This window comes from Clavibacter sp. AC415, assembly GCF_979252985.1.
Map to the genome: position 1 here is coordinate 22,523 of NZ_CEEDAR010000013.1, position 20,440 is coordinate 42,962.

The 20,440-nt window shown below is 74.3% G+C and carries 21 protein-coding genes and 4 pseudogenes; 17 read left to right on the top strand and 8 right to left on the bottom strand.

Annotated features, from left to right (window positions below; genetic code table 11):
* Window positions 1–81: 81 nt before the first annotated feature.
* On the top strand, window positions 82–1,350 hold the full coding sequence (locus ACZ411_RS04460; protein WP_464168830.1) for a YihY/virulence factor BrkB family protein: 1,269 nt from the start codon (window positions 82–84) through the stop codon (window positions 1,348–1,350).
* On the opposite strand, the pseudogene ACZ411_RS04465 reads toward ACZ411_RS04460, so the two are convergent.
* The 3 genes and pseudogenes from ACZ411_RS04465 to ACZ411_RS04475 all read right to left on the bottom strand — a co-directional run bounded on the left by ACZ411_RS04465 (window position 1,295) and on the right by ACZ411_RS04475 (window position 4,156).
* Window positions 1,295–2,314 (bottom strand): annotated as a pseudogene (locus tag ACZ411_RS04465) (NADP-dependent oxidoreductase). The gene ACZ411_RS04460 and the pseudogene ACZ411_RS04465 sit on opposite strands and share 56 nt — an antisense overlap.
* Before the next feature lie 129 nt (window positions 2,315–2,443).
* Window positions 2,444–3,395, bottom strand: a pseudogene (locus ACZ411_RS04470) (NmrA family NAD(P)-binding protein).
* A gap of 68 nt (window positions 3,396–3,463) precedes the next feature.
* A complete protein-coding gene (locus tag ACZ411_RS04475; protein WP_104343903.1) occupies window positions 3,464–4,156 on the bottom strand; it encodes an SDR family oxidoreductase in 693 nt (230 codons plus the stop codon).
* Window positions 4,157–4,316: 160 nt separating this feature from the next.
* On the opposite strand from ACZ411_RS04475, the gene ACZ411_RS04480 reads away from it, so the two are divergent.
* The 8 genes from ACZ411_RS04480 (at window position 4,317) to ACZ411_RS04515 (ending at window position 8,464) form a co-directional block, all read left to right on the top strand.
* The gene (locus tag ACZ411_RS04480; protein ID WP_464168832.1) at window positions 4,317–4,664 is read left to right on the top strand and encodes a hypothetical protein; all 348 of its coding nucleotides are present in this window, start codon (window positions 4,317–4,319) and stop codon (window positions 4,662–4,664) included.
* A 138-nt stretch (window positions 4,665–4,802) separates the two neighbouring features.
* Entirely contained in the window at window positions 4,803–5,264 is a 462-nt protein-coding gene (locus ACZ411_RS04485) for an Hsp20/alpha crystallin family protein (protein WP_464168834.1), read from the top strand.
* A 171-nt stretch (window positions 5,265–5,435) separates the two neighbouring features.
* The gene (locus tag ACZ411_RS04490) at window positions 5,436–5,747 is read left to right on the top strand and encodes a hypothetical protein (protein WP_464168836.1); all 312 of its coding nucleotides are present in this window, start codon (window positions 5,436–5,438) and stop codon (window positions 5,745–5,747) included.
* A gap of 1 nt (window position 5,748) precedes the next feature.
* Window positions 5,749–5,937, top strand: coding sequence for a hypothetical protein (locus ACZ411_RS04495; RefSeq protein WP_464168838.1), 189 nt, complete (start codon window positions 5,749–5,751; stop codon window positions 5,935–5,937).
* 113 nt (window positions 5,938–6,050) lie between these two features.
* A complete protein-coding gene (locus tag ACZ411_RS04500; RefSeq protein WP_104289719.1) occupies window positions 6,051–6,335 on the top strand; it encodes a hypothetical protein in 285 nt (94 codons plus the stop codon).
* Window positions 6,332–6,631, top strand: a complete 300-nt coding sequence (locus tag ACZ411_RS04505; RefSeq protein WP_464168841.1) for a hypothetical protein — start codon at window positions 6,332–6,334, stop codon at window positions 6,629–6,631. The genes ACZ411_RS04500 and ACZ411_RS04505 overlap by 4 nt, the downstream gene beginning before the upstream one ends.
* Before the next feature lie 55 nt (window positions 6,632–6,686).
* Window positions 6,687–7,583, top strand: a complete 897-nt coding sequence (locus ACZ411_RS04510; protein ID WP_464168843.1) for a glucose 1-dehydrogenase — start codon at window positions 6,687–6,689, stop codon at window positions 7,581–7,583.
* A 149-nt stretch (window positions 7,584–7,732) separates the two neighbouring features.
* Window positions 7,733–8,464, top strand: a complete 732-nt coding sequence (locus tag ACZ411_RS04515) for a hypothetical protein (protein WP_464168845.1) — start codon at window positions 7,733–7,735, stop codon at window positions 8,462–8,464.
* A 56-nt stretch (window positions 8,465–8,520) separates the two neighbouring features.
* Here the strand turns inward: ACZ411_RS04515 and ACZ411_RS04520 are convergent, their stop codons facing one another.
* Complete coding sequence (locus tag ACZ411_RS04520) at window positions 8,521–9,501, bottom strand: LysR family transcriptional regulator (protein WP_464168847.1); 981 nt, start codon at window positions 9,499–9,501, stop codon at window positions 8,521–8,523.
* Between the two features lie 57 nt (window positions 9,502–9,558).
* Here ACZ411_RS04520 and ACZ411_RS04525 point away from each other — a divergent pair, with 57 nt between their 5' ends.
* Both ACZ411_RS04525 and ACZ411_RS04530 read left to right on the top strand, forming a co-directional pair.
* Window positions 9,559–10,536: a DMT family transporter gene (locus ACZ411_RS04525; RefSeq protein ID WP_464168849.1), complete on the top strand. Its 978-nt coding sequence runs from the start codon at window positions 9,559–9,561 to the stop codon at window positions 10,534–10,536.
* Window positions 10,533–11,336: pseudogene (locus tag ACZ411_RS04530) on the top strand (Rieske (2Fe-2S) protein); the annotation flags it as partial. The gene ACZ411_RS04525 and the pseudogene ACZ411_RS04530, both read left to right, overlap by 4 nt.
* Window positions 11,337–11,455: 119 nt before the next feature.
* Here the strand turns inward: ACZ411_RS04530 and ACZ411_RS04535 are convergent.
* From ACZ411_RS04535 to ACZ411_RS04550, 4 genes and pseudogenes are all read right to left on the bottom strand, one after another.
* A pseudogene (locus ACZ411_RS04535) lies at window positions 11,456–12,634 on the bottom strand (MFS transporter); the annotation flags it as partial.
* 49 nt (window positions 12,635–12,683) lie between these two features.
* A complete protein-coding gene (locus ACZ411_RS04540; RefSeq protein WP_464168851.1) occupies window positions 12,684–14,135 on the bottom strand; it encodes an SPFH domain-containing protein in 1,452 nt (483 codons plus the stop codon).
* Window positions 14,136–14,166: 31 nt separating this feature from the next.
* Window positions 14,167–14,661, bottom strand: a complete 495-nt coding sequence (locus ACZ411_RS04545; protein WP_464168853.1) for an NfeD family protein — start codon at window positions 14,659–14,661, stop codon at window positions 14,167–14,169.
* A complete protein-coding gene (locus ACZ411_RS04550; RefSeq protein WP_464168855.1) occupies window positions 14,658–14,807 on the bottom strand; it encodes a hypothetical protein in 150 nt (49 codons plus the stop codon). Before ACZ411_RS04550 ends, ACZ411_RS04545 begins: the two co-directional genes overlap by 4 nt.
* A 36-nt stretch (window positions 14,808–14,843) precedes the next feature.
* Here ACZ411_RS04550 and ACZ411_RS04555 point away from each other — a divergent pair, with 36 nt between their 5' ends.
* The 6 genes from ACZ411_RS04555 to ACZ411_RS04580 all read left to right on the top strand — a co-directional run bounded on the left by ACZ411_RS04555 (window position 14,844) and on the right by ACZ411_RS04580 (window position 20,417).
* A complete protein-coding gene (locus ACZ411_RS04555) occupies window positions 14,844–15,104 on the top strand; it encodes a zinc-ribbon domain-containing protein (protein WP_464168857.1) in 261 nt (86 codons plus the stop codon).
* A gap of 107 nt (window positions 15,105–15,211) precedes the next feature.
* Window positions 15,212–16,129, top strand: coding sequence for a family 43 glycosylhydrolase (locus ACZ411_RS04560; protein ID WP_464168859.1), 918 nt, complete (start codon window positions 15,212–15,214; stop codon window positions 16,127–16,129).
* Window positions 16,130–16,247: 118 nt separating this feature from the next.
* Window positions 16,248–17,501: an ABC transporter substrate-binding protein gene (locus ACZ411_RS04565; RefSeq protein WP_464168861.1), complete on the top strand. Its 1,254-nt coding sequence runs from the start codon at window positions 16,248–16,250 to the stop codon at window positions 17,499–17,501.
* A gap of 74 nt (window positions 17,502–17,575) precedes the next feature.
* Window positions 17,576–18,535: a carbohydrate ABC transporter permease gene (locus ACZ411_RS04570; protein ID WP_464168863.1), complete on the top strand. Its 960-nt coding sequence runs from the start codon at window positions 17,576–17,578 to the stop codon at window positions 18,533–18,535.
* Window positions 18,532–19,419 carry a carbohydrate ABC transporter permease gene (locus ACZ411_RS04575; RefSeq protein WP_094116245.1) on the top strand — a complete coding sequence of 296 codons (888 nt, stop codon included), beginning with the start codon at window positions 18,532–18,534 and terminating at the stop codon, window positions 19,417–19,419. Before ACZ411_RS04570 ends, ACZ411_RS04575 begins: the two co-directional genes overlap by 4 nt.
* The gene (locus ACZ411_RS04580; RefSeq protein ID WP_464168866.1) at window positions 19,416–20,417 is read left to right on the top strand and encodes a glycoside hydrolase family 43 protein; all 1,002 of its coding nucleotides are present in this window, start codon (window positions 19,416–19,418) and stop codon (window positions 20,415–20,417) included. The genes ACZ411_RS04575 and ACZ411_RS04580 overlap by 4 nt, the downstream gene beginning before the upstream one ends.
* Window positions 20,418–20,440: the final 23 nt, after the last annotated feature.

A 20,440-nucleotide genomic window follows, 5' to 3' on the forward strand; every position in this document is an offset into this window, starting at 1 on the left:
GTACCGCACCGGGCGGGGCGCGGCCAGCCGCCGAGGGGCGCCGGCGCGACGGCGCCCCGGGCGTGGGTCAGACTGGCAGGCATGCCCGTCCGCCCGACCGCCGCCGCGACGCGCGCCGCCGACCTCGCCCGCGAGCGCATGGCGGCGCTCGGTCCCGCGGCGCTCGCGGCGCCCGACGCGGCCGAGGCGGTCCGGCCGGGCGGCGGCGCCGACGACGACGGGGCCCTGCACCGCCGCCAGCGCATCGGCCGCGAGCTCGGCTGGTACGCCTCCCGCCGCGCCGTGTACGGCTTCATGAAGCACCGCGGCATCGACACGGCCGCGAGCCTCACCTTCTACTCCACCCTCTCGCTCGTGCCCGCCGCGGTCGCGGTGCTCAGCCTCATCGGCCTCGTCGGCGACACGCGCGCGGGCGTCGACGGCGTGCTCCGCGTGCTGACGGCCGTGCTCGGCGACTCGGCGGTGGACGTGATCCGCGACCCCGTCGAGCAGCTCGCCGACGGCCCGCGCTCCGGGATCGCCTTCACCGTCAGCTTCCTCGGCGCGGTCTGGACGTCGGCGGCCTACGTCACGGCGTTCGGCCGCGCGATGAACCGCGTGCAGGAGACGGAGGAGGGCCGCCCGCTCGTCAAGTACCGGGCCCTGATGCTCGTGGTGACGATCGTGCTGCTGATCGTCAGCGTCGTGATGGTGGGCATGCTGCTGCTCACCGACGAGGGCGCCCGGGCGCTCGGGCAGCGCCTCGGCCTCGGCGACACGACCCTCGTCGTGTGGGCGGTCGTGAAGTGGCCGCTGCTCGTGGCGCTGCTGACGGGGATCATCGGCGTGCTCTACGCGGCGACCCCGAACCTGCGCCGCCGCCGGGTCGACCTGCTGACGTGGGGCAGCCTCGTCGCGATCGTCGCCTGGGGGCTGGGCACCGCCGGGTTCGTCGCGTACGTGACCCGGATCGCGACCTACGAGTCGACCTACGGGGTGCTCGGCGCGGTGATCGTGCTGCTGCTCTGGCTCTACATCGGCAACCTGTCGCTCGTCCTCGGCGGCGAGCTGGACGTGGAGATCATCCGCGCACGGCAGCTGCAGGCCGGGATCCCCGCCGAGCACGCGCTGCGGCTGCCCGTGCGCGACACCACGCGGGCCGAGCGGCTCGCCCGCCGACGCGCGCTGCTCGAGGACGAGGGGCGGCGGCTGCGCGAGGCGCGGAACCCGACGGACGCGCCCGGGGACGACGACGGGGAGCGCCGGGCGGACGCGCCGCCGACGCTCCCCGAGGACGACACCCGGGCGGTGCGGGTCAGGCGGAGGCGCTGGTCCGCACGACCATCTTCCCGACGTTCTCGCCGCGCATGAGGCCGGTGAAGGCCTCGAACGCGCGGTCGATGCCGTCGACGACCGTCTCGTCGGCGGTGATGCTGCCCTCGGAGAGCCACGGGCCCATCTTCGCGGCGAACTCGGGCGCGAGGTCCTGGTGGTTGCCGAGCGTGAAGCCGCGGAGCGTGAGCCCGCGCGTGACGATGCGGCCCGTGTTGCGGATCGCGACCTCCTCGCCCGTGGAGTTGTAGGTCGAGATCGACCCGCAGTTGGCGACGCGGCCGAAGTCCTTGAGCGCGCCGAGCGCCGCCGGACAGGTGGTCGCCGCCCACGTTGTCGAAGTAGAGGTCGATGCCGTCGGGCGCGGCCTCGGCGAGCTTCGCGTCGAGGTCGCCGCCGTGGTAGTCGAAGGCCGCGTCGAAGCCGAGGTGGTCGGTGAGGCGCTCGACCTTCTCCGCGGATCCGGCGCTGCCGACGACGCGCGAGGCGCCGAGCAGGCGGGCGATCTGGCCCACCATGGAGCCGACCGCCCCGGCCGCGCCGGAGACGAAGACGACGTCGCCCTCGCGGATCGACGCGATGCGAGTGAGCCCGACGTAGGCGGTGAGGCCCGTGAGGCCGAGGACGCCGAGGTGCGCGGAGGACGCGACGCCCGGGACCTCGGGGACGGGCGGAACGCTCCGGCCGCACCCTGGGCGACGTCGCGCCAGCCGAGCATGTGGCTGACGAGCGTGCCGACGGCGAGGTCGTCGGAGCGGGACTCGACGACGCGGCCCACCGCGGATCCGGTCATGGCCTCGTCGAGCCCGAACGGCGGCACGTAGGAGGGCACGTCGTTCATGCGGCCGCGCATGTACGGGTCGACGGAGATGAACTCGTTCTCGACGCGCACCTCGCCGTCCTGGAGGTCGGGCAGGTCGACCTCGACGCGGCGGACGTCGTCGGGGGCGGGCTCGCCGGTGGGGCGCTTCGCCAGCTGCCACTGGATGCTGCGTGACGTCATGGGTCTCCTTCGTTCGGGGGTGCGGGCGGTCGGACGGCCGGCCCGCGGCGCTCGTCGGCGCAGCCCCATCCGACCACCGCCGCCTGGACGCGGCACCCAGCGAGCCGTGGCCTCGTGACGGCACGCGGGCTACGACGCCGTCGCGGCCCCGCGCTCGGCGACGTGGGCGGCGAGCACGTCCCCGCACGCTCGTCCACGGTGCGTCGCCGAACCGCTCCCGGTCGACGTGGCGCAGCTCCGCCTCGCCGCTGTACATGCTGACGAGGTACTGCATGCCCTGCCAGGCGGGGAAGGTCTCCTGCTCGTCGCGCCCGACCCGGCGCATGGCCTTGCTCGCCGCGGAGAGGACGCCCGTGGTGCCCGCCCACTGCAGCGCGAACGGCGTGCCCGTGATCTCCGTCATGGTGCGCGCGATGTCCCGGGCGGTGACCCGGTCGCCCGCCACCTCGACCACGCGCGGCGCGTCGTCGTCGAGCGCCACCTGGGCGACCACGCGGGCCGTGTCGTCCTTGGTCGTGAAGTCGAGCACCTGGTCGGCGGAGGACCAGTAGAGGACGCGGTGCCGGTCGAACAGCACGATGGGCGCCTGGCCGGTGAGCATGTCGGCGAACGCGCCGTTGAGCACGGAGGTGGCGCGCACGGGGGCGGCGTCGAGGTCGGCCGCGAACTCGCGGCGCAGCTCGAAGTTGCGGTTGCTGCCGGGCGTCACCCGCCGGTAGTCCGAGGAGTAGTCGGATGGGATGAAGCGCGGCACGCCCGCCGCGACCGCGGCCGCGAGGAGTGCGCGCTGGGCGCCGAGGATCACGGAGCGGGCGCCGCTCACGGCGGACACGACGACGCGCGCGCCCGAGACCGCGCGGACCAGCGCCTCCCGGTCGGTGTACGCGGCCTGCACGACCTCGACGCGCGGCTCGCCGGCCCACGCCTCGGTGGCCGACCGGCTTCCCGGGCGCGTCAGCACCCGGACGGACGCGTCCCGCGCGAGGAGCTCGCGGACGATGCGGCGGCCGAGGTCGCCGGTGGCGCCCGCGACGACGACGGGCGGGGACGCGGGAGTGGATCCGGATGCGGGGGTGCTCACGAGGGTTCTCCATCTGCGGGTGGTCGGCGCGCCGGGCGGCGCGAGCGGTGGGGGCGGCGGGGTGCGGATCAGCCCCCGAACGGCCGCAGCGAGACCGACTCGAGCGTGCCGTCGCGCGTCTGGTCGACGACGAGGCGCACGGCCCGGGCGACCGAGGCCGGGTCCAGGTACCGCGTCTCGTCGTACTCCCCGCCCTCCTTCGCGCGGAGCTCCCGCTGCATGTCGGTGGCGACGCGGCCGGGGTGGACGCTCGAGACGCGCACGCCGTTCGGGCGCTCCTCCTCGCGGAGGGCGTCGCCGAGCGCGCGGAGGGCGAACTTGGATCCCGCGTAGACGCCGCCGGTCGGGTTGGCCGTGAAGCCGGATCCGGAGTTGACGAGCACCACCTGGCCGCGTGCGGCCCGGAGCGCCGGGAGGAGGACGCGCGTGACCTCGGCGACGGCGAAGACGTTGACCTCGAACACGCGGCGCCACTCGTCGACGGGCGTCTCGGCCACCGCGTCGCCGCCGATCACGCCGGCCGAGTGCACGAGCACGTCGAGCCGGTCCAGGGCGGGCACGCCGTCGGCGAGGCCTCCCGCCGCGAGGTCCGCGGCCCAGCCCACGGCGTCCGGGAGGGAGGCGGCGAGCGCGTCGACGGCCTCCCGGTCGCGTCCGTGGACGATGACGCGGTGCGTGCGGGCGAGGTCCTGGGCGACGGCGCGGCCGATGCCGCGCGTGGCCCCCGTGACGAGGGCGACGGGGCGGGCGGTGTCGGGCATGGGTCCTCCTGGGTCGGCTCCGGGGTCGACTGCCAGGCTAGCGAGCGCGCCGATCCCCCTCGTCGGGCGGGGTCCGGGGCATGACGTAGCGTGAAGGGGATCCGGCCGTCGCGTCACGAGCGACGGATCGCCACCGCCCGCCGTCCGAGGGGAACCGCCCGTGCACGCCCGCTTCCCCGCCAGCCTCGAGGTGCTGCGCCAGGAGGCCCGCGACGAGCTGGACGCCGTGATCGAGCACCGGTGCCGGAACGGCGACGACCCGTGGGAGGTCATCCCGCAGCTGCCGACCGTGGACGAGCACGTGGTCGCGACCCTCCGGCAGGACGCGCTCGAGGCCGACGGCATGGTCGAGGAGCTCGCCCGGGTGCGGCACCCGTCCACCGCGCCCGGCGTGGTCGCGCGGTTCGAGTACCGGCTGCTGCGCGGCATCGCGCTCGAGCACCCGGACCTCTCGCGCGCCGTCTGGACGCTCATCGGACGCATGGAGCGCGACCTCCGCCGACGCTGACACCGTGGTCCTCGAACAGGTGGTCAGCACGGCATTCGCCCTCGGCGAACGGCTTGGCACTCCTGATGGCCGAGTGCTGATCTCGACGTAGTTGAGCCGAGGGGGCTCAACCCACAGATCACCGTTGAGGAGTCGAGCATGAACATGACCTTCGATCCGTTCCGCGAGCTGGACCGCGCGATGGGCGCGCTGGCCGAGACCCGCCAGCCGAACCGCCCGATGCCCATCGACCTGCACCGCGAGGGCGACACCTACGTGCTGGCCGCCGACCTCCCGGGCATCGACCCGGGCTCGGTCGACATCGACGTGGACGGCCAGCTGCTCACCATCCGCGCCGAGCGCACGCTCGCGGGGGACCCGGGCGTCCGCTGGCTCGCGCGCGAGCGCGTCGCCGGCACCTTCCTGCGCCAGCTCACGCTCGGCCAGGGCATCGACACGGAGCGCATCTCGGCGCACTACGCCAACGGCGTGCTCAGCGTCACCATCCCCGTGAGCGAGCGGGCGAAGCCGCGCAAGATCGCGGTCACGTCCGACGACGGGCCCGGCGAGCAGCCGGCCGAGACCCTCACGGTGGGATCCGAGGCGCCCGCCGCGAGCTGACCCACGCGGCCGCGCCCGCGGCGTCGCAGCCTGCCGCCGCGTCGCAGCCCCGAGGAGCCGCCGTCCGCACCCGCGGGCGGCGGCTCCTCGCCGTCCGCGGGCACGGAGGCGGGTGGAGGAGCGCGCGCGACGCCCGTCGGGGAGCCGGGGACGCTCGTCAGGGTGGACGGCATGAGCGATCGCGACGAGCACGCAGACGGCATCCGCACCGGGCGCGGCCCCGGCGACCCCGACGGGCTGGTGACCGTGGACGACGTGGTCTCCCCCGACGGCGACCGGACCCCGACCGGCGACGCGGTCCGCGCCCCCGACGGCACGGACTACGGCCACGCCGAGGAGGACACCCTCGAGGTCGAGGACGCGGAGCCCGCGAGCGCCGGGTACCCCGCCGTCCCGGACAACCGCGCCGTCACGGCAGCGGACTCGCACATGAGCGCGCCCGCCGACGACGCCGACGGCCACGTGGATCCCGAGGGCCGCTGAGGTGACGGACCCCGCGCCCGACGCCGACCGCCCCCCGCTGACGGACCCCGCGCCCGACGCCGACCGCCACCCGCTGCCGGACCCCGCGCCCCTCGACGCCGACTCGGTCGCGTCCCGCGAGGAGGCCGCCGAGGAGGACGCCCGCGAGGACGCGCCCGACCCCTTCGGCGAGGGCCCCGACGACATGTGACATCCCGCACGCGACACCCCGCGAGCACCGCCGGGCATCCCCGCAGGACGCATTGCATGAGGGTTCCCTGAACGCCGACCACACGGGCGGGGGCCGAGCGTAGCGTCGGCCGCATGGACACCGACGACCCGCGCCTCCAGCCCGCGGACACCTCAGACACACGCCAGGACAAGGACTTCACCTCCCCCAGCGAGGACGACACGCAGGTGAAGCAGAGCGAGCAGATCGTCGAGAGCGAGGGCGTCTCCGACGACGTCCCCGCCGCCGAGGACGACGTGCAGGTCCTCCCCGGATCGGGCGGACCCGACGACGTCGGCGAGATCGACGTCGACCCCGACGAGCTCAACCTCAGCGGCGACTCGATCCCCGGCCACCCCAAGCCCGAGGCGGGTGAGTGACCGTGTCGGACGCCACCTCCACCACGCCCGGTGACGACTCCACCGGCGACGACACGGCCCTCGACGCGGTCGGCATGGACCAGGAGACGGTCGTGAACGACGCCGTCGCCGGCGAGACCGTCCTCCCCGACACCGACGAGCCGGTCGAGCAGGACGACGACGACGACGCCGTCACCGCCGAGGACGCCGAGCCCGAGGCCGACGCCCTGGGCGTCGACGGCGAGGCCGAGCCCGCCCTCGCCCCGAACGACCTCGCCGGCCAGGACATCGACCTGGACGACACCCCGCCGAGCTGATCCGCCCGGCACCCCTGCCCGAACGCAGCATCCAGCACCCAGCACCAGGAGACCCATGAGCACCGACCAGTACACGTTCCAGGACCCGACGAAGATGTACGCCGGCATCGACCCCACCGCGCAGCAGCAGGACGGCCCCGGGCTCGACGCCGACCTCGACGACACCGCGGACCGCGGCGAGAGCACGTACCGCGGATCCGGCCGCCTCGAGGGGCGCAAGGCCCTCATCACCGGTGCCGACTCCGGCATCGGCGCGGCCGTGGCCATCGCCTACGCCCGCGAGGGCGCCGACGTCGCGCTCTCGTACCTCCCCGAGGAGGAGGAGGACGCGAGGAAGGTCGTCGCCCTCATCGAGGAGGCCGGACGCACGGCCGTCGCGATCCCCGGAGACATCGCGACCGCGGAGTTCAGCCGCGAGCTCGTCGCGAAGGCCGTCGAGGGCCTCGGCGGCCTCGACATCCTCGTGAACAACGCGGGCAAGCAGCAGAACGTCGACGCGCTGGAGGACATCTCCGACGAGGAGTTCGACCTCACCTTCAAGACCAACGTCTACGCGATGTTCTGGATCACGAAGGCGGCGCTGCCCCACCTGGCGCCCGGCTCGTCGATCATCAACACCTCGTCGATCCAGGCGTACCAGCCGTCGCCGAACCTGATCCACTACGCCACCACCAAGGCGTCCATCAACACGTTCTCGAAGGGCCTCGCGCAGCAGCTCGCGCCGAAGGGCATCCGCGTGAACGTGGTCGCCCCCGGCCCGATCTGGACCCCGCTGCAGACGGCCGGCGGCCAGCCCGCCGAGGCACTGCCCGAGTTCGGCGAGCAGACCCCGCTCGGTCGCGCCGGCCAGCCCGCGGAGCTCGCGCCCGCCTACGTGTTCCTCGCCTCCAACGAGTCGAGCTACGTCGTCGGCGAGACGCTGCACGTCAACGGCGGCATGCCGACGCCGTAGCGCCCAGCGCGATCGCGCACCCGCACCGCCCGACGCCCGGGCCGGCTCCCCCGCCGGTTCGGGCGTCGTCGCGCGGGCCGTAAACCGCGGCGACCGCCCGCGCGCCCGACCGCCGGGACGTCTGCCGCGCACCGGAATAGGGTCGAGCGATGACCGACATCCCGGCCCGCGTCGGCGGGAACGTCCTCGCGGGGCTCGTCGCCGCGCTCCGCGTCGTCCGGAGGCCGCGTCCTCTCCACCCGCACGGCGTCACCCTCGCGGGGACGCTCGCACCCGTCCCCTGCCGCGCCGCCTCCGGCCTCGATTGGCTGGATGGGCTCGACGACCCGCTCGCGATCGAGGCTCGCTTCTCGCGGGGCGGCGGCACGCCGCCGGCCATCCCCGACGTGCTCGGCCTCGCGCTCCGGATCCCCGACGCGGGCGGCACCGCGGTCGACGTTCTGCTCTCGACGACGGGCATCGGCTTCCCCGCACGATTCCTGCTGAAGCCGCGCCGCACCCTCTCCGGTGCGCGCATGACCACGCTCATGCCCTACCGCGGATCGGCGGGGCCGGTCCTGCTCGGCGTCGTGGTCGACCGGGAGCCGGACCTGCCCGCGGGCGCCGCCGACCTGGCCCGTGCCCTCGCCACGCGCCCGCTCCGGATGCGGCTGGTGCACGCGACGCCGCGCGGCCGGTGGCACGTGGCGGCGCGCATCGAGCTCGCGCACGACGCCGCCGGCCCCGTCGACACCCCCACGCGCGCGGACCCCGTGCTCGCGGCCCCACCCGGCGACACGACGTACCCGTGGGCCCGGCGCCTCCGGGCCGCGGGGTACCGGGCGGCGCGGCACGGCGCGCCCGTCGCCTCCCGGCATCCCTCGCGCGACCCCGACGCCTGATCCCGGCGCCCGGTCCCGCCCCTGATCTCCCCTCCCCCGCGTGGTCCCTGCCGCGACTACCGCTCGGGCCGATCCGATCCCGTTCCCCGGCCGGCACCGGCGCCTGGCCCCCGGCGCTCTCCGCCGCCGCGGACGCCACCCGCCGCAGCGCGTCGAGGACCCGGCGGACCGGCAGGCGCGCCATCGCGTCCGGACGGGCGAGGACGTCCACGTGGCGGACCAGCGCGGCGCCGACGAGGGGACGCAGGACCATCCCGTCGACCGCCAGCGGGGCCGCCGTCATCCGCGGCATCACGGCGACGGCCGCGCCCGCACCGGACGACCTGAGCCGCGACGGAGAACTCGTTGATGCGGTGGTCGACCTGCGGCGCGCGCCCGATGAGGGCGCCCAGCTGCGCGAGGACGCCCGTGAGGGGGAACCCCTCGTGCGTGGAGATCCACCGCTCGTCGCGCAGCTGCTCGGGGCGGATGCCCGGGACCGCGGCGAGGGGATGCCCCGCGTGCAGGGCGATGTCCAGGGGCTCGACCAGGAGCGGCACGACGACCAGGCGCCCGACCGGCCACTCCGGCTCGTGGGGGAGGCGGTGCGCGACGACCAGGTCGTGGTCCGCGGTGAGGCGGGCGAACTCCGACTGCGCGACGTCGGCGTCGGCGAGGTGGACGCCCGGGCCCTGCATCTCGCCCAGCTCGGCGAGGAGCGGGCCGAACAGCGCGAGCCCCGCGCTGTGGAAGGTGGAGACGCGCACCGGCTGCGCGTCGTGACCGAGGAACGAGCCGACGGCGTCCCGGGCCTCGGCGAGCGCCACCTCCACCCGCGTCGCGGCGACGGCGAGCGCCTCCCCCGCGTCCGTGAGCACCAGCCGCCGCCCGCGCTTCACGGTCAGCGGGACCGCCACCTGCGCCTGGAGCACCGCGAGCTGCTGCGAGACGGCGGACGCGCTCACGTGCATCGCGGCGGCGACGGCCGCCACGCTGCCGCGGTCGCCGAGCTCGCGGAGGAGGCGGAGTCGTGCCGGATCCACAAGCCTGCCCTTCATCGTGCATCAAGTCATGGCCCATTGCTCTTGGGCATCCGTCCTCTGGACAGTAGCGTCATGGCCTCGCGCGCACGCCCCGGACTCCTCGTCGACCTGCTCCTCCTCGGCGTGGCCGCGGTCTGGGGCGCGAGCTTCCTCGCGGCCAAGGAGCTCGCCGCCGAGACCGGCGTCCCCGCGGCGATCGCACTCCGGTTCCTCGTGGCGGCCGCCGCGACGGCCCTCCTGTGCCTCGGCCGGCGGGAGTCCCTCCCCCGGGGCCGGGGCCTCGGGATCGCGGTGGCGCTGGGCTGCTCGCAGGCTGCGGTGATCGGGCTCGAGACGTGGGGCGTCCACCTCACCAGCGCCACCAACGCGGGGCTCCTCATCAGCCTGGCGCTCGTCATGACGCCCGTCCTCGAGGGCGCCGCGTCCCGCTCGTGGCTGCCCCGTCCGTACTTCGTCGCCGCGGTCGCGGCCGTGGTCGGCGTCGCCCTCCTCGTCTCCGAGGGCGGGCTGCGCACGCCGACGGCCGGCGATGCGCTGGTGATCGCCGCGGCCGCGGTCCGCGCGGTCCACGTCACGGCGAGCGCGCACCTCACCCGCGGCCGCACGGAGGGCACGCTCGGGGTGGTGCTCGTGCAGATGGCGGTCTGCGCGGCGGCCTCCACGGTCGTCGCGGGGGCGGAGCTGCCGGCCGCCGTCGCGCGGCTGGACGCGGACGGCTGGGCGGACGTCCTGTTCCTCGGCCTGCTGTGCTCCGTCTTCGCCTTCGTCGTGCAGCTCTGGGCCGTGCGGCGGACGTCCGCGTCGCGCGCGAGCATCCTCATGGGGACGGAGCCGGTGTGGGCGCTCGGCGTGGGCGTCGTCGTCGCGGGCGAGGTGATCGGACCGGTCGGGATGTGCGGCGCGGTCCTCATCGTCGCCGCGAGCTACGCGGGCCAGGCCGTCGAGCGGCGGCACCGGATCCGGCCGCCCGGCCTTGTCACTGCTCCCCCGCAGGCGTTGCCTGGGAGGGAGCGCCGACGGCGGCGCCGGAAACGGACGGAGACCCCATGAGGGAGCTGAAGCTCGTCGCGGCCATCACGAGGATCGAGGACGCCGAGGCGCTCGATCCCATCGTGGAGAAGGTCCGCGGCACCGTGGTCGCCCTGCTCAAGCCCCGCGCCCTGGCCGACCTGCTGCACGGCGTGCCGTTCGGGCACCCGCTGCACCCGGTGGCGGTCCTCGTCCCGTCGGGCGCGTGGATCTCCTCCGCGGTCCTCGACCTCCTGCCCGGCAACCAGAAGGCCAGCCAGGCGCTCGTGGGCGTGGGGATCCTCAGCGCCGCTCCCTCCATCGTCTCGGGCTACGCCGACTGGTCGCAGCTGCACGAGCAGCAGCTCCGCGTCGGCATCGTGCACTCCGCCGCCAACGCCCTCGCGACGGGCCTCTACGGGCTCTCGTGGATCCAGCGCGCCCGCGGCAAGCAGACCAGCGGCAAGCTGCTCGGCCTCGCGGGCCTCGGCCTCGTCTCCGCCGGCGGCTTCCTCGGCGGGCACCTCGCGTACCGCCAGGCCTCGGGCGCCAACCACGCCGAGGACGTGCCGCACCGCTTCCCCGCCGGATGGCAGGAGCTCGGCCTCCTCGACGACCTGCCCGACGGACGCCTCGCGAAGCGCGACGTGGCCGGGCTGCCGATCCTCGTGCGCCGCCACGGGATGACGGTCGACGCGCTCAGCAACACGTGCAGCCACCTCTCCGCGCCGCTCGACGAGGGCGAGCTGGGGAGGGACCCGGGGACGGGCGAGGCCTGCGTCACCTGCCCGTGGCACGACAGCGTGTTCAGCCTGAGGACCGGCGAGGTGGTCCACGGCCCCGCGACCTCGCCGCAGCCGCGCTTCGAGACGCGCGTCACCGGCGGGCTCGTGGAGGTGCGGCTGCCGGAAGGCGGGCCGAGGGGACCCGGGGGCGGCCCGGGCAGGGCGTCGGCGTCGGATCCGCGCAGGGTCACCACGGCGACCACCGCGCAGGCCGCGAATACGGCGGCGCCCGCCACCGTCGGCACGGCGATCCCCGCCGTCGCGGCCAGACCGCCGAAGGCCGATCCGACCGCGAGGCCGAGCAGGCTGAGCACGCGGCCGGCGGCGCCGACTCGGCCGAGCAGCGCGTCCGGCACCCGGCGCTGCCGGAGCGAGGTCGCGCAGATGCCCCAGACCACCGCGTGCAGGATGTAGAGGGCGAGCAGGATCCCGGCGACGACCGGGTCCCGCGTGACGGCGAGCCCGGCGAGGCTCGCGCAGCCGAGCGCGAGGGCGGCCGTGATGGTCCACCGGGATCCGAGGCGGGATCGCAGGGGCGCGGCGAGCGCCGATCCGGCGAGGCCGCCCAGCGCGGACGCCGCCAGGAGCACCCCGTAGCCCGCGGCGTCGAGCCCCAGCCGTTCGCGAGCGAAGAGCACGAGCACCGAGAACGGGAGCATGTACCCGACGCTCGCCAGGCCGCCGAGGAGCGCCAGGGCACCGACGACGCGGTGCCGGGCCAGCCAGCGCACGCCCTCCGCGGCCTCGCGCACGACGGAGGCGCGCGGACCGTGCGCGGGAGGCGCGGCCGGCGACCGCCGCGGCAGCGCGAGCGCCAGGGCGCCGGCGGCGAGCCAGAGCCCGCCCGTCGCGGCCACGGGCGCGGCGACGGCGAGCGCGAACAGGACCCCGCCGAGCGGCGGCCCCACGAACTCGTCCGCCACGAGCTGCGTCCCCGCGATGCGCGCGTTCGCCCGGTCGAGGCCGCCCCGTGGGACGAGCGACGGCAGCACGGCGACCGCCGCGCCGTCGGCGGCGCTCTCGAGCACGCCGACCACGGCCATCACCCCGTAGAGGACGACCAGCGATCCGGCGCCCGTGTGCAGCGACATCGCGAGCCCCAGCACCGCCACGCCGCGGAGCGCGTTCGCGACCACCAGGAGCGTGCGCCGGTCGAGCCGGTCGACGTGCACGCCGACGGGCAGCGCGACCACGAGCCGCACCAGCGCGTACGTCGTCGCGAGGCCGGCCACGAGGCGCGGGTCGTCCGTGGAGCCCGGCCGCGACGAGCGGCAGGGAGACGAAGCGAGCCCGTCCGCGAGGTTGGAGAGCGCGTTCGCGCCCCACAGCACCCGGAACGGGCTCGTCGACCTCATGCCGGGCCCGTCGGGACGCCGCGCGTCCCGACGGGCACCGGCACCGGGATCAGATCCCGGCGCCCTCGGGCGCGGCCGTCCTCGGGCCCGCGTCCGTGGAGGTCGTCCCGACGCCGGCGGACGTGCCCGCGGCCGTCGAGCCGAGGAACGAGCTGAGCGCCGTGGCGACGTCGATCCCCGTGGTGTCCTTCAGCAGCTTCGGCAGCGTCGCCATGTTCTCGGCCACCGAGCGGTTGAGCGCGTTGGCGCCGTCCGCGGAGATGATCGTCATGTTGTCGACGTTGGCGAGCGGCGCCGCCATCTCGCGGGCGATCTCCGGCATGGACGCGATGATGCGCGCCTGCAGGGCCTCGCGCGACAGCTTGTTCTGCGCCTCGGCGAGCGCGGCGGCCGCCTCGGCCTCGGCCTGGCCGCGCGCCTGGATCGCGTCCGCGTTGGCCTTCCCGAGCGCGGTGATCGACGCGGCCTCGTTCACGGCCGCGGTCTTCGCCGCCTCGGCGTTCTGCGTGCGCTGGTAGACCTCCACGTCGACCTTCGCCTTCTCGGCGTCGCGGGCGGCCTGCGCGTCCTGGACGGTCGCGTACTTGCGCGCCTCGGCGGGGAGCTCGACGTCGATGCGCAGGCGCTCCTTGGAGACCTCGGCCTGGGCGGCGACGGCGGTGCGCTCCTGGTCGGCGACCAGGCGGTCCTGCTCGGCCTTCGCGAGCTCGCCCGCGGCGAGCGCGGTGGCGTTGGCGCGGTCGGTGTCGGCCTTGATGGCCGCGCGGCGGAGGTCGAGCTCCAGCTGGCGCTCGGCGGTCTGCTGGTCGTTCTCGATGGCGGCGAGCGCGGAGATCCGCTTGTTCTCGGCCTCCGCGACCTCGGCGATCTGGCGGGCGCGCGCGGCGTTCGAGCGGGCCCGGTCGTCGAGGTAGGTGCTGCCCGGCGTCGTGATCTCGCGGACGTTGAGCGTCTCGATCTGGAGGCCCAGCTCCGCGAGGTCGTTCTTCGTCTGGTTCACGGCCTCCTGCGCCACCACGGAGAAGCTCTTCACGAGCTCGTCCACGGGACGGTCGCCGATGAGGCCGCGGATCGCGCCCTCGAGGGACTGCCGCACGATCTCCGGCAGGGCGTCCTGCTGCAGCAGGTAGCGCTGCACGGCCCGGCGCACGCCGTCCTCGGTGCCCGTCACCTTGAAGTTGACGGTCGCGACGACGGCGGTGTTGATGAAGTTCGCGTCCCGCGCCTCGGCCGTGACGCTCGTCTGGTACTGCTCGAGGGAGAGCGTGAAGCCCTCCTGGAAGATCGGCCAGATGAAGGTCCGGCCGCCGATGATGACCTTCTGCGGGCTCGAGAACCCGGCGCCGCCCTCGCTCTTCTCGGCGTTGCGGCCGACGATCACGAGCGCCTGGTTCGGCGGCACGCGGCGCACGCGCGACGCGATGAACGCCACCAGCGCCACCAGGATGACGATGACGACGATCACGGCTATGGCGGTGGTGCCGCCGGATATCAGGTCCACGGGATGGTTCCTCTCGTTGGGACGGGTGCTGCTAGGTCTGTTGCGGGGCGTCGGGCACGGGCTTCGGTTCTACGCGCACCCGGAAGCCGTCCTCGGACACCACGCGGATGCGCGTGCCGACGGCGAGCGGGGCGTCGCTCTGCGCGAGGCGCCGCTCGAGCTCGCGGATGTGCTCGAGCCGCACCTCGCCGCCGGTCGGCGAGGTGGGCGAGGTGACGACGCCGACCATGCCGACAGGTGAGTACCCGCCGCCGCTCTCCTGCTTCGCGACGAAGCGGACGGCGAGCTGCACGACCACGAGCGCGACGAGCGCGAGGGCCACCGCGATGGCGATGGCGCCGCCTGAGCCGATGCCGGCCTGGTCGGCGAGCACGCCGCCGACGCCGTAGATGGCGAGGGCCGCGCCGAGCGCGACGCCCGAGACGAGGCCGTCCCCGCCGCCGATGGCGTCGAGCAGGTCACCGAGCAGGATGCTGGAGAGGAGGAGCAGGAGCCCGACCGCGCCGACGATCACGAAGACGATCACGCGGCGGCTCCCGGGCAGGCCGCCGCGGCGGTGACGTGCGCGCCGTCGTGGTGCGTGGTCATGCGGGGCCGATCTGCCGAGTGGTGTCCTTCGAAGGTACCTGGTGATCCGCCCAGCGTCGCCTCCTCGTCCGAGGGCCGCCTCACCGCCTATGCTCCGTCGTCGCCGCGTAGCCTCGACGGGTGATCCTCCTGTTCGGCACGCGCGCCCGCGACGCCCTCATCGTGGTCGTGACGTTCGCCTGCCTCCGCTGCGGCGTCACGGCTCCCCAGCGCGTGCTGCACCGGACGCTCCGCTTCACGCTCTTCCTCGTGCCGCTCCTCCGGCTGCGCTCGACATACCGCGTGCTCTGCCCGACGTGCGGCCTCGAGACGCGCCTCACGAAGGACCAGGCGATGCACGCCCTGGAGTGGGCGGTCCGCAACCGCGGCGCGCGCCGCTGACGCCCGGCCGATCCGCGATCCGGTAGCGCCGGCTCTTGACTTCCTCGCTCCGCCGATCTATTTTATCGATACAGGTTTTATCGATACATGAAGCACGAGGGAGTGCGATGACGACCATCGATCGCGATGCGGCAGCCGGGCCGTCGCGTTCCGCCTCGACCGTGCGCGGCCTGCTGGCGGATCCCTCGCTCCTCGTGGTCGACGACCGCTGGTACCTGTATCCCACGACCGACGGCAGCGAGGGATGGGCAGCCGACGCCTTCCACGCCTGGTCCTCCCCCGACCTCGTCACCTGGCGAGAGGAGGGCGAGGTGCTGCGGCTCGGCCGCGACGTGGACTGGGCCAGCGACCACGCCTGGGCCCCCGCGCCCTTCGAGCGGGACGGGGTCTTCTACCTCTACTTCACCGCCGAGCAGTCCATCGGGGTCGCGCGGTCGGACAGCCCCACGGGCCCGTTCGTCGACCTCGGTCGGCCGCTCGTCGCCCGCGGCGACTACCCCGGGACCGCGATCGACCCCTCCGTCTTCGCGGACGACGACGGGACCGTCCACCTCCTCTGGGGCAACGGCGTCGCCCACATCGTGCCGCTCGCCCCTGACCTCGTGTCCTTCGACGCGGCAGCGGTCCGCTCCTGGACCCCCGCCGGGTTCCGCGAGGCCGTGAGCATCCACCGGCACGCGGGCGTCTGCTACGCCACCTGGTCGGAGAACGACGCGCGGGAGGCCGACTACCGCGTGCGCTGGGCCCAGGCGCCGCATCCCACCGGCCCCTGGACCGACGGCGGCGTCCTCCTCGAGAAGCGCCCCGAGCTCGGGATCCTCGGCACCGGCCACCATGCCGTCCACCGCGTCCCGGGGACGGACGACTGGATCATCGCCTACCACCGGTTCGCGATCCCGTCCGGGAACGGCCACCGGCGCGAGGTCGTCTTCGACCGCCTCCACCACCTCCCGGGCGGTGGGCTCGTCCCCGTCGTCCCGTCCCTCGACCACCTCCGGCTCCCGCTCCCCGCACGCCCGCGCTGATCCGCGCGCTGCCGGCCTGCCCCTCGACTCCCCCTCGCACGACCGCACCGCAGCACCACCCCTTCACCCACCCATACAGGTCCGTCCACCGGACGGACCGCTCGCACGGAGGAATGCAATGTCGCATCGTTCTCACGGGCCGCTCGCACGCAGCGCAGCCGCCCTCGCCACCCTCGCCCTGGGAGCAGCCGCCCTGTCGGGCTGCGCTCCCGCGGCCGACGACGGTTCCACCAAGCTCTCGTTCTTCTCCTGGGACAACGAGGCCACCATGACCCCGGTCATCGACGCGTTCGAGGCGGCGAACCCCGGCATCACCGTCGAGTTCTCCAGCGCCCCGCCCGTCGCCGAGTACATCTCCACGCTGCAGACCCGCCTCGTCGGCGGCACCGGCGCGGACGTCTTCGCCATCGCCGCGGAGAACAAGACCAACCTCATCGACGCCGGCTACGTGAAGGACCTCACCGACGAGCCCTTCATGACCGCGATGAGCCCGTTCAACACCGAGACGTACGGCCGTGACGGCCGCGCCTACGGGATGTCGACCAACTCCTGGGCGGGCGGGCTCCTCGTGAACGAGCAGCTCCTCGCCGACGCCGGCGTCACCGGGATCCCCACCTCCTGGGACGACTTCCTCGGCGTGCTCGAGGACGTCAAGGCCACGGGCGTCACGCCGTTCTACGACGGCGCCGGGCAGATCCCGATGACGGTCGCCGCGATGGTCGGCGCCGAGAACGCGGCCGCCGGCGGCGACGTCGACGCCGCCATCTTCAGCGGTGACGCCGAGTTCGCCGACCTGTGGGACGAACCGCTCGCCGCCTACCAGGAGCTGTTCGACCGCGACCTCATGAGCCAGGACGTCATCAGCCTCACCGGCGACCAGATCGTCGACGAGTTCGTGAACGGCCGGGTCGCGATCATGACCGCCGGCCCGTGGAACGTGCCCGCCGTCCGCGAGGCCGCCCCCGACATGGACATCGCGTTCGCGCCCGTGCCGACCCCGACCGGCGACGCCTTCTGGGCCGGCGCGGCGTCTCCGGGCTACGCCATCAACGCGAAGAGCGAGAACACGGAGGCCGCCGAGGCGTTCCTCACCTTCCTCGGCAGCGAGGAGGGAGTCGGGCTGTTCCAGAAGGAGACGGCCGCGCTCACCACGACCGACAACTACACCCCCGAGATCGACCCGGCGCTCCAGCCCAACCTCGAGGGCCTGCAGAGCGGCGACTTCTACCTGCCGCAGATCGCGTGGCCCCGCTACCAGGACGCCCTCAACACCGACGCGGTGGCGCAGATCCAGCTCATGATCCAGGGTTCGGCGACGCCGGCGGACGTGTCCGCGGCGCTGCAGACCCGCCTCCAGGAGCAGGAGGGCTGATCCGGCGGAGGCGCGGCGCCCCTTCGCGCCGCGCCTCCCCCGGTCTTCTCCCCGCACCGACACGAGAGGTCGTCATGTCCACCATCGCCCCCATACGTCCCACGGTCCCGCCCTCGGCGGACCACCCGCGCGACACCCGCCGGTCCGGAGTCGCCCGCCGACGCGAGCAGCTCGGGACGCAGGCGTTCCTGATCCCGATCCTGCTGGTGTTCGTCGTCCTGTTCGCCATCCCGCTCGCGCAGTCGTTCTACTTCAGCCTCACCGACTTCGACGGGTACTCCGCCGAGGCGCGGTTCGTGGGGTTCGACAACTACGCGAGCATCCTCCGCGACCCGGCCATGCTCGCCGGCTTCCGCTTCACCCTGCTGTTCAGCGTCGGCACCACCGTCCTCGTGACGGCCCTCGCACTGCCCCTCGCCGTGGTGCTCAACAAGCCGTTCCGCGGCCGCGGCGCCGTCCGGGCGATCCTGTTCTTCCCCGCCATCCCCAGCATCGCGATCCTCGGGCTCGTCTGGGGGCTGATCCTCTCGCCGCTCGGCTCGGGCGCCATCAACTGGGTGCTGCGCACGCTCCTCGGCCTCGGCGCGGTGCCCTGGCTGTCGAACAGCTCCCTGGCGCAGCTGTCGGTGATCATCGTGGGCGTGTGGTCCATGACCGGCTGGCACGCGATCCTCTACCTCGCCTACCTGCAGTCGATCCCGGAGGACTACTACGAGGTCGCCCGGCTCGACGGGGCATCCGCCCGGCAGCGGTTCCAGTCCATCACCCTCCCGCTGCTCGCCCCCGCGATCACCGTGAGCACGCTGCTGCTGATGACGGGCGGGCTCAAGGTCTACGACCTGCCGTTCACGCTCACGAAGGGCGGCCCCGGGTTCTCGACCTACACGATCACGCAGTCCATCATCCAGAGCGGCGTCGCGCAGGCGCAGTTCGGCAAGGCCTCGGCGCTCGCCGTGGTGTTCCTCCTGGTGGTCGGCGCCATCGTCGCCGTCCAGCTCCTCCTCTCCCGTCGCGTCGAAGGGCGGCTCTCATGAGCGGCAGCACCGCGGGCATCCCGCCCGTCCCCCTCCGCCCACGCCGCCGCAGCGGGGCGAGAGCCCGCCAGCGGTGGTCGTCCGGCGTCACCAGCGTCCTGATGATCGCGCTGGCCGCGGTCGTCGGGGCGCCGTTCTACTACATCGTCGTCAACACCTTCAAGACGCAGGCGGAGACCAGCCGGGCCCCGTTCGGGCTGCCCGAGCGCCTCGATCCCTCCAACTACGCCGACGTCCTGTCCTCCGTCCCCATCGCGGGGGCCTTCGCGAACACGCTGTACATCACGGTCATCTCGGTGGCGGTGATGCTGCTCATCGGGTCGATGGCGGCGTACGCGATGCTGCTGCGCAAGACCGTCGTCAACCGCATCGTGGCCGTGGTGCTCGTCATCGCGTTCCTCGTGCCCGGGCAGGCGACGCTCATCCCGCTGTACCGGATGATGGCGGGTGCCGGCCTCGTGGACAGCCGCAACGGCCTCATCGTGCTCTACGCGGCGGGTGCCATCTTCTGCTACTTCCTGATCCAGGGCTACCTCCGCACCCTGCCCGTGGAGGTGTTCGAGGCGGCGCGCATCGACGGCGCCGGACCCTGGCAGATCTACTGGCGCATCGTGCTCCCGCTCATCCGCCCGATCCTCATCACGGTCGGCGTGTTCCAGACGATGTGGGTGTGGAACGACTTCATCACGCCGAACGTCTTCATCAGCAGCCCCGAGAAGCAGACGCTCGTGCTGCAGGTCTACAAGGCGGTCGGGCAGTTCGGCGTCAACTGGCCGGCGTTCCTGACGCTCAGCGTCATCGTGCTGCTGCCGATGGTCGTGTTCTTCATCGCGATGCAGAAGCACATCGTCGGCGGCCTCGTGTCGGGGAGCGTCAAGGGGTGACGCCCGAGGAGCCCGCCGCGTACGCGATGGCCTACTTCGAGCCGGGCGACCGCGAGGACGGCGAGCGGATCCGCCTCGCCGTCAGCGACGGATCCGATCCCCTCTCCTGGACCCGTGTCGACGACGGGCGGCCGGTGCTCGCGTCGGAGGTGGGCGAGCACGGGCTCCGCGACCCGTTCCTCCTCCGCGACGAGCGGCGCGGCGTCTTCGTCCTGCTCGCGACCGACCTCCGCACCTGGCCCGACGAGGACTGGGACCGCGCCGTGCACCGCGGCAGCCGGTCCATCGCGGTCGCGGAGTCCGCGGACCTGGTCACGTGGTCCGCCGTCCGCCTGGTCCGCGTCGCCCCGGACGACGCGGGGAACGCCTGGGCGCCGAAGGCCGCCTGGATCCCGGGCACCGGCGAGTGGGAGGTGCTCTTCGCCGCCGGCCCGCGCGCCGGGTCCGAGGCCGGCAGCGGCACCTGGGCCGGCGCGCCGGGCGGCCACCAGCGCATCCTCGCGACGCGGACCCGCGACTTCCGCGCGTTCTCGCCCGCGCGGGTCGCCGTGGACACGGGGAGGGACCTCATCGACATGGCGCTCCTGCCCCACGGCGGTCGCGTCCTCCGATTCTCGGTCGAGGACGCGTCGGGCGGCACGGGGCCCCGGCGCGGCACCGCCATCACGGTCGAGGTCGGCGACCGGGTCGGCGGCCGGTTCCGGCTCGTGGCGCGCGGCGTCGGCATGCCCGAGCTCGTGCATGGTGAGGGTCCCGCGCCGTTCGCCGGCATCGGGGGCGACGACACCATCTGGCTCCTCGTCGACGAGTTCGGGCACCGGGGCTGCCAGGTGCTCTCGACCGACGGCGACGGCACCGGGCCGTGGACGCACCGTCCCGAGGCCCGCCTGCCCGACCGTGCGCGCCACGGGTCCGTCCTCGCCGTCTCCGCCGCCGAGGCGGCGGTGCTGCGTGCCAGGGCCGGCGGTCGTGGTCGCGCCGCCCGCAGGTCCGCGTAGTCGATGGGCCCCTCCGGGTGGCA

Bases quoted from the DNA above. Each gene is read 5' to 3' on its own strand.
- ACZ411_RS04460 (WP_464168830.1), top strand. From the start codon at position 82: ATGCCCGTCCGCCCGACCGCCGCCGCGACGCGCGCCGCCGACCTCGCC.
- ACZ411_RS04475 (WP_104343903.1), bottom strand. From the start codon at position 4,156: ATGCCCGACACCGCCCGCCCCGTCGCCCTCGTCACGGGGGCCACGCGC.
- ACZ411_RS04485 (WP_464168834.1), top strand. From the start codon at position 4,803: ATGAACATGACCTTCGATCCGTTCCGCGAGCTGGACCGCGCGATGGGC.
- ACZ411_RS04490 (WP_464168836.1), top strand. From the start codon at position 5,436: ATGAGCGATCGCGACGAGCACGCAGACGGCATCCGCACCGGGCGCGGC.
- ACZ411_RS04500 (WP_104289719.1), top strand. From the start codon at position 6,051: ATGGACACCGACGACCCGCGCCTCCAGCCCGCGGACACCTCAGACACA.
- ACZ411_RS04510 (WP_464168843.1), top strand. From the start codon at position 6,687: ATGAGCACCGACCAGTACACGTTCCAGGACCCGACGAAGATGTACGCC.
- ACZ411_RS04515 (WP_464168845.1), top strand. From the start codon at position 7,733: ATGACCGACATCCCGGCCCGCGTCGGCGGGAACGTCCTCGCGGGGCTC.
- ACZ411_RS04520 (WP_464168847.1), bottom strand. From the start codon at position 9,501: ATGAAGGGCAGGCTTGTGGATCCGGCACGACTCCGCCTCCTCCGCGAG.
- ACZ411_RS04525 (WP_464168849.1), top strand. From the start codon at position 9,559: ATGGCCTCGCGCGCACGCCCCGGACTCCTCGTCGACCTGCTCCTCCTC.
- ACZ411_RS04560 (WP_464168859.1), top strand. From the start codon at position 15,212: ATGACGACCATCGATCGCGATGCGGCAGCCGGGCCGTCGCGTTCCGCC.
- ACZ411_RS04565 (WP_464168861.1), top strand. From the start codon at position 16,248: ATGTCGCATCGTTCTCACGGGCCGCTCGCACGCAGCGCAGCCGCCCTC.
- ACZ411_RS04570 (WP_464168863.1), top strand. From the start codon at position 17,576: ATGTCCACCATCGCCCCCATACGTCCCACGGTCCCGCCCTCGGCGGAC.
- ACZ411_RS04575 (WP_094116245.1), top strand. From the start codon at position 18,532: ATGAGCGGCAGCACCGCGGGCATCCCGCCCGTCCCCCTCCGCCCACGC.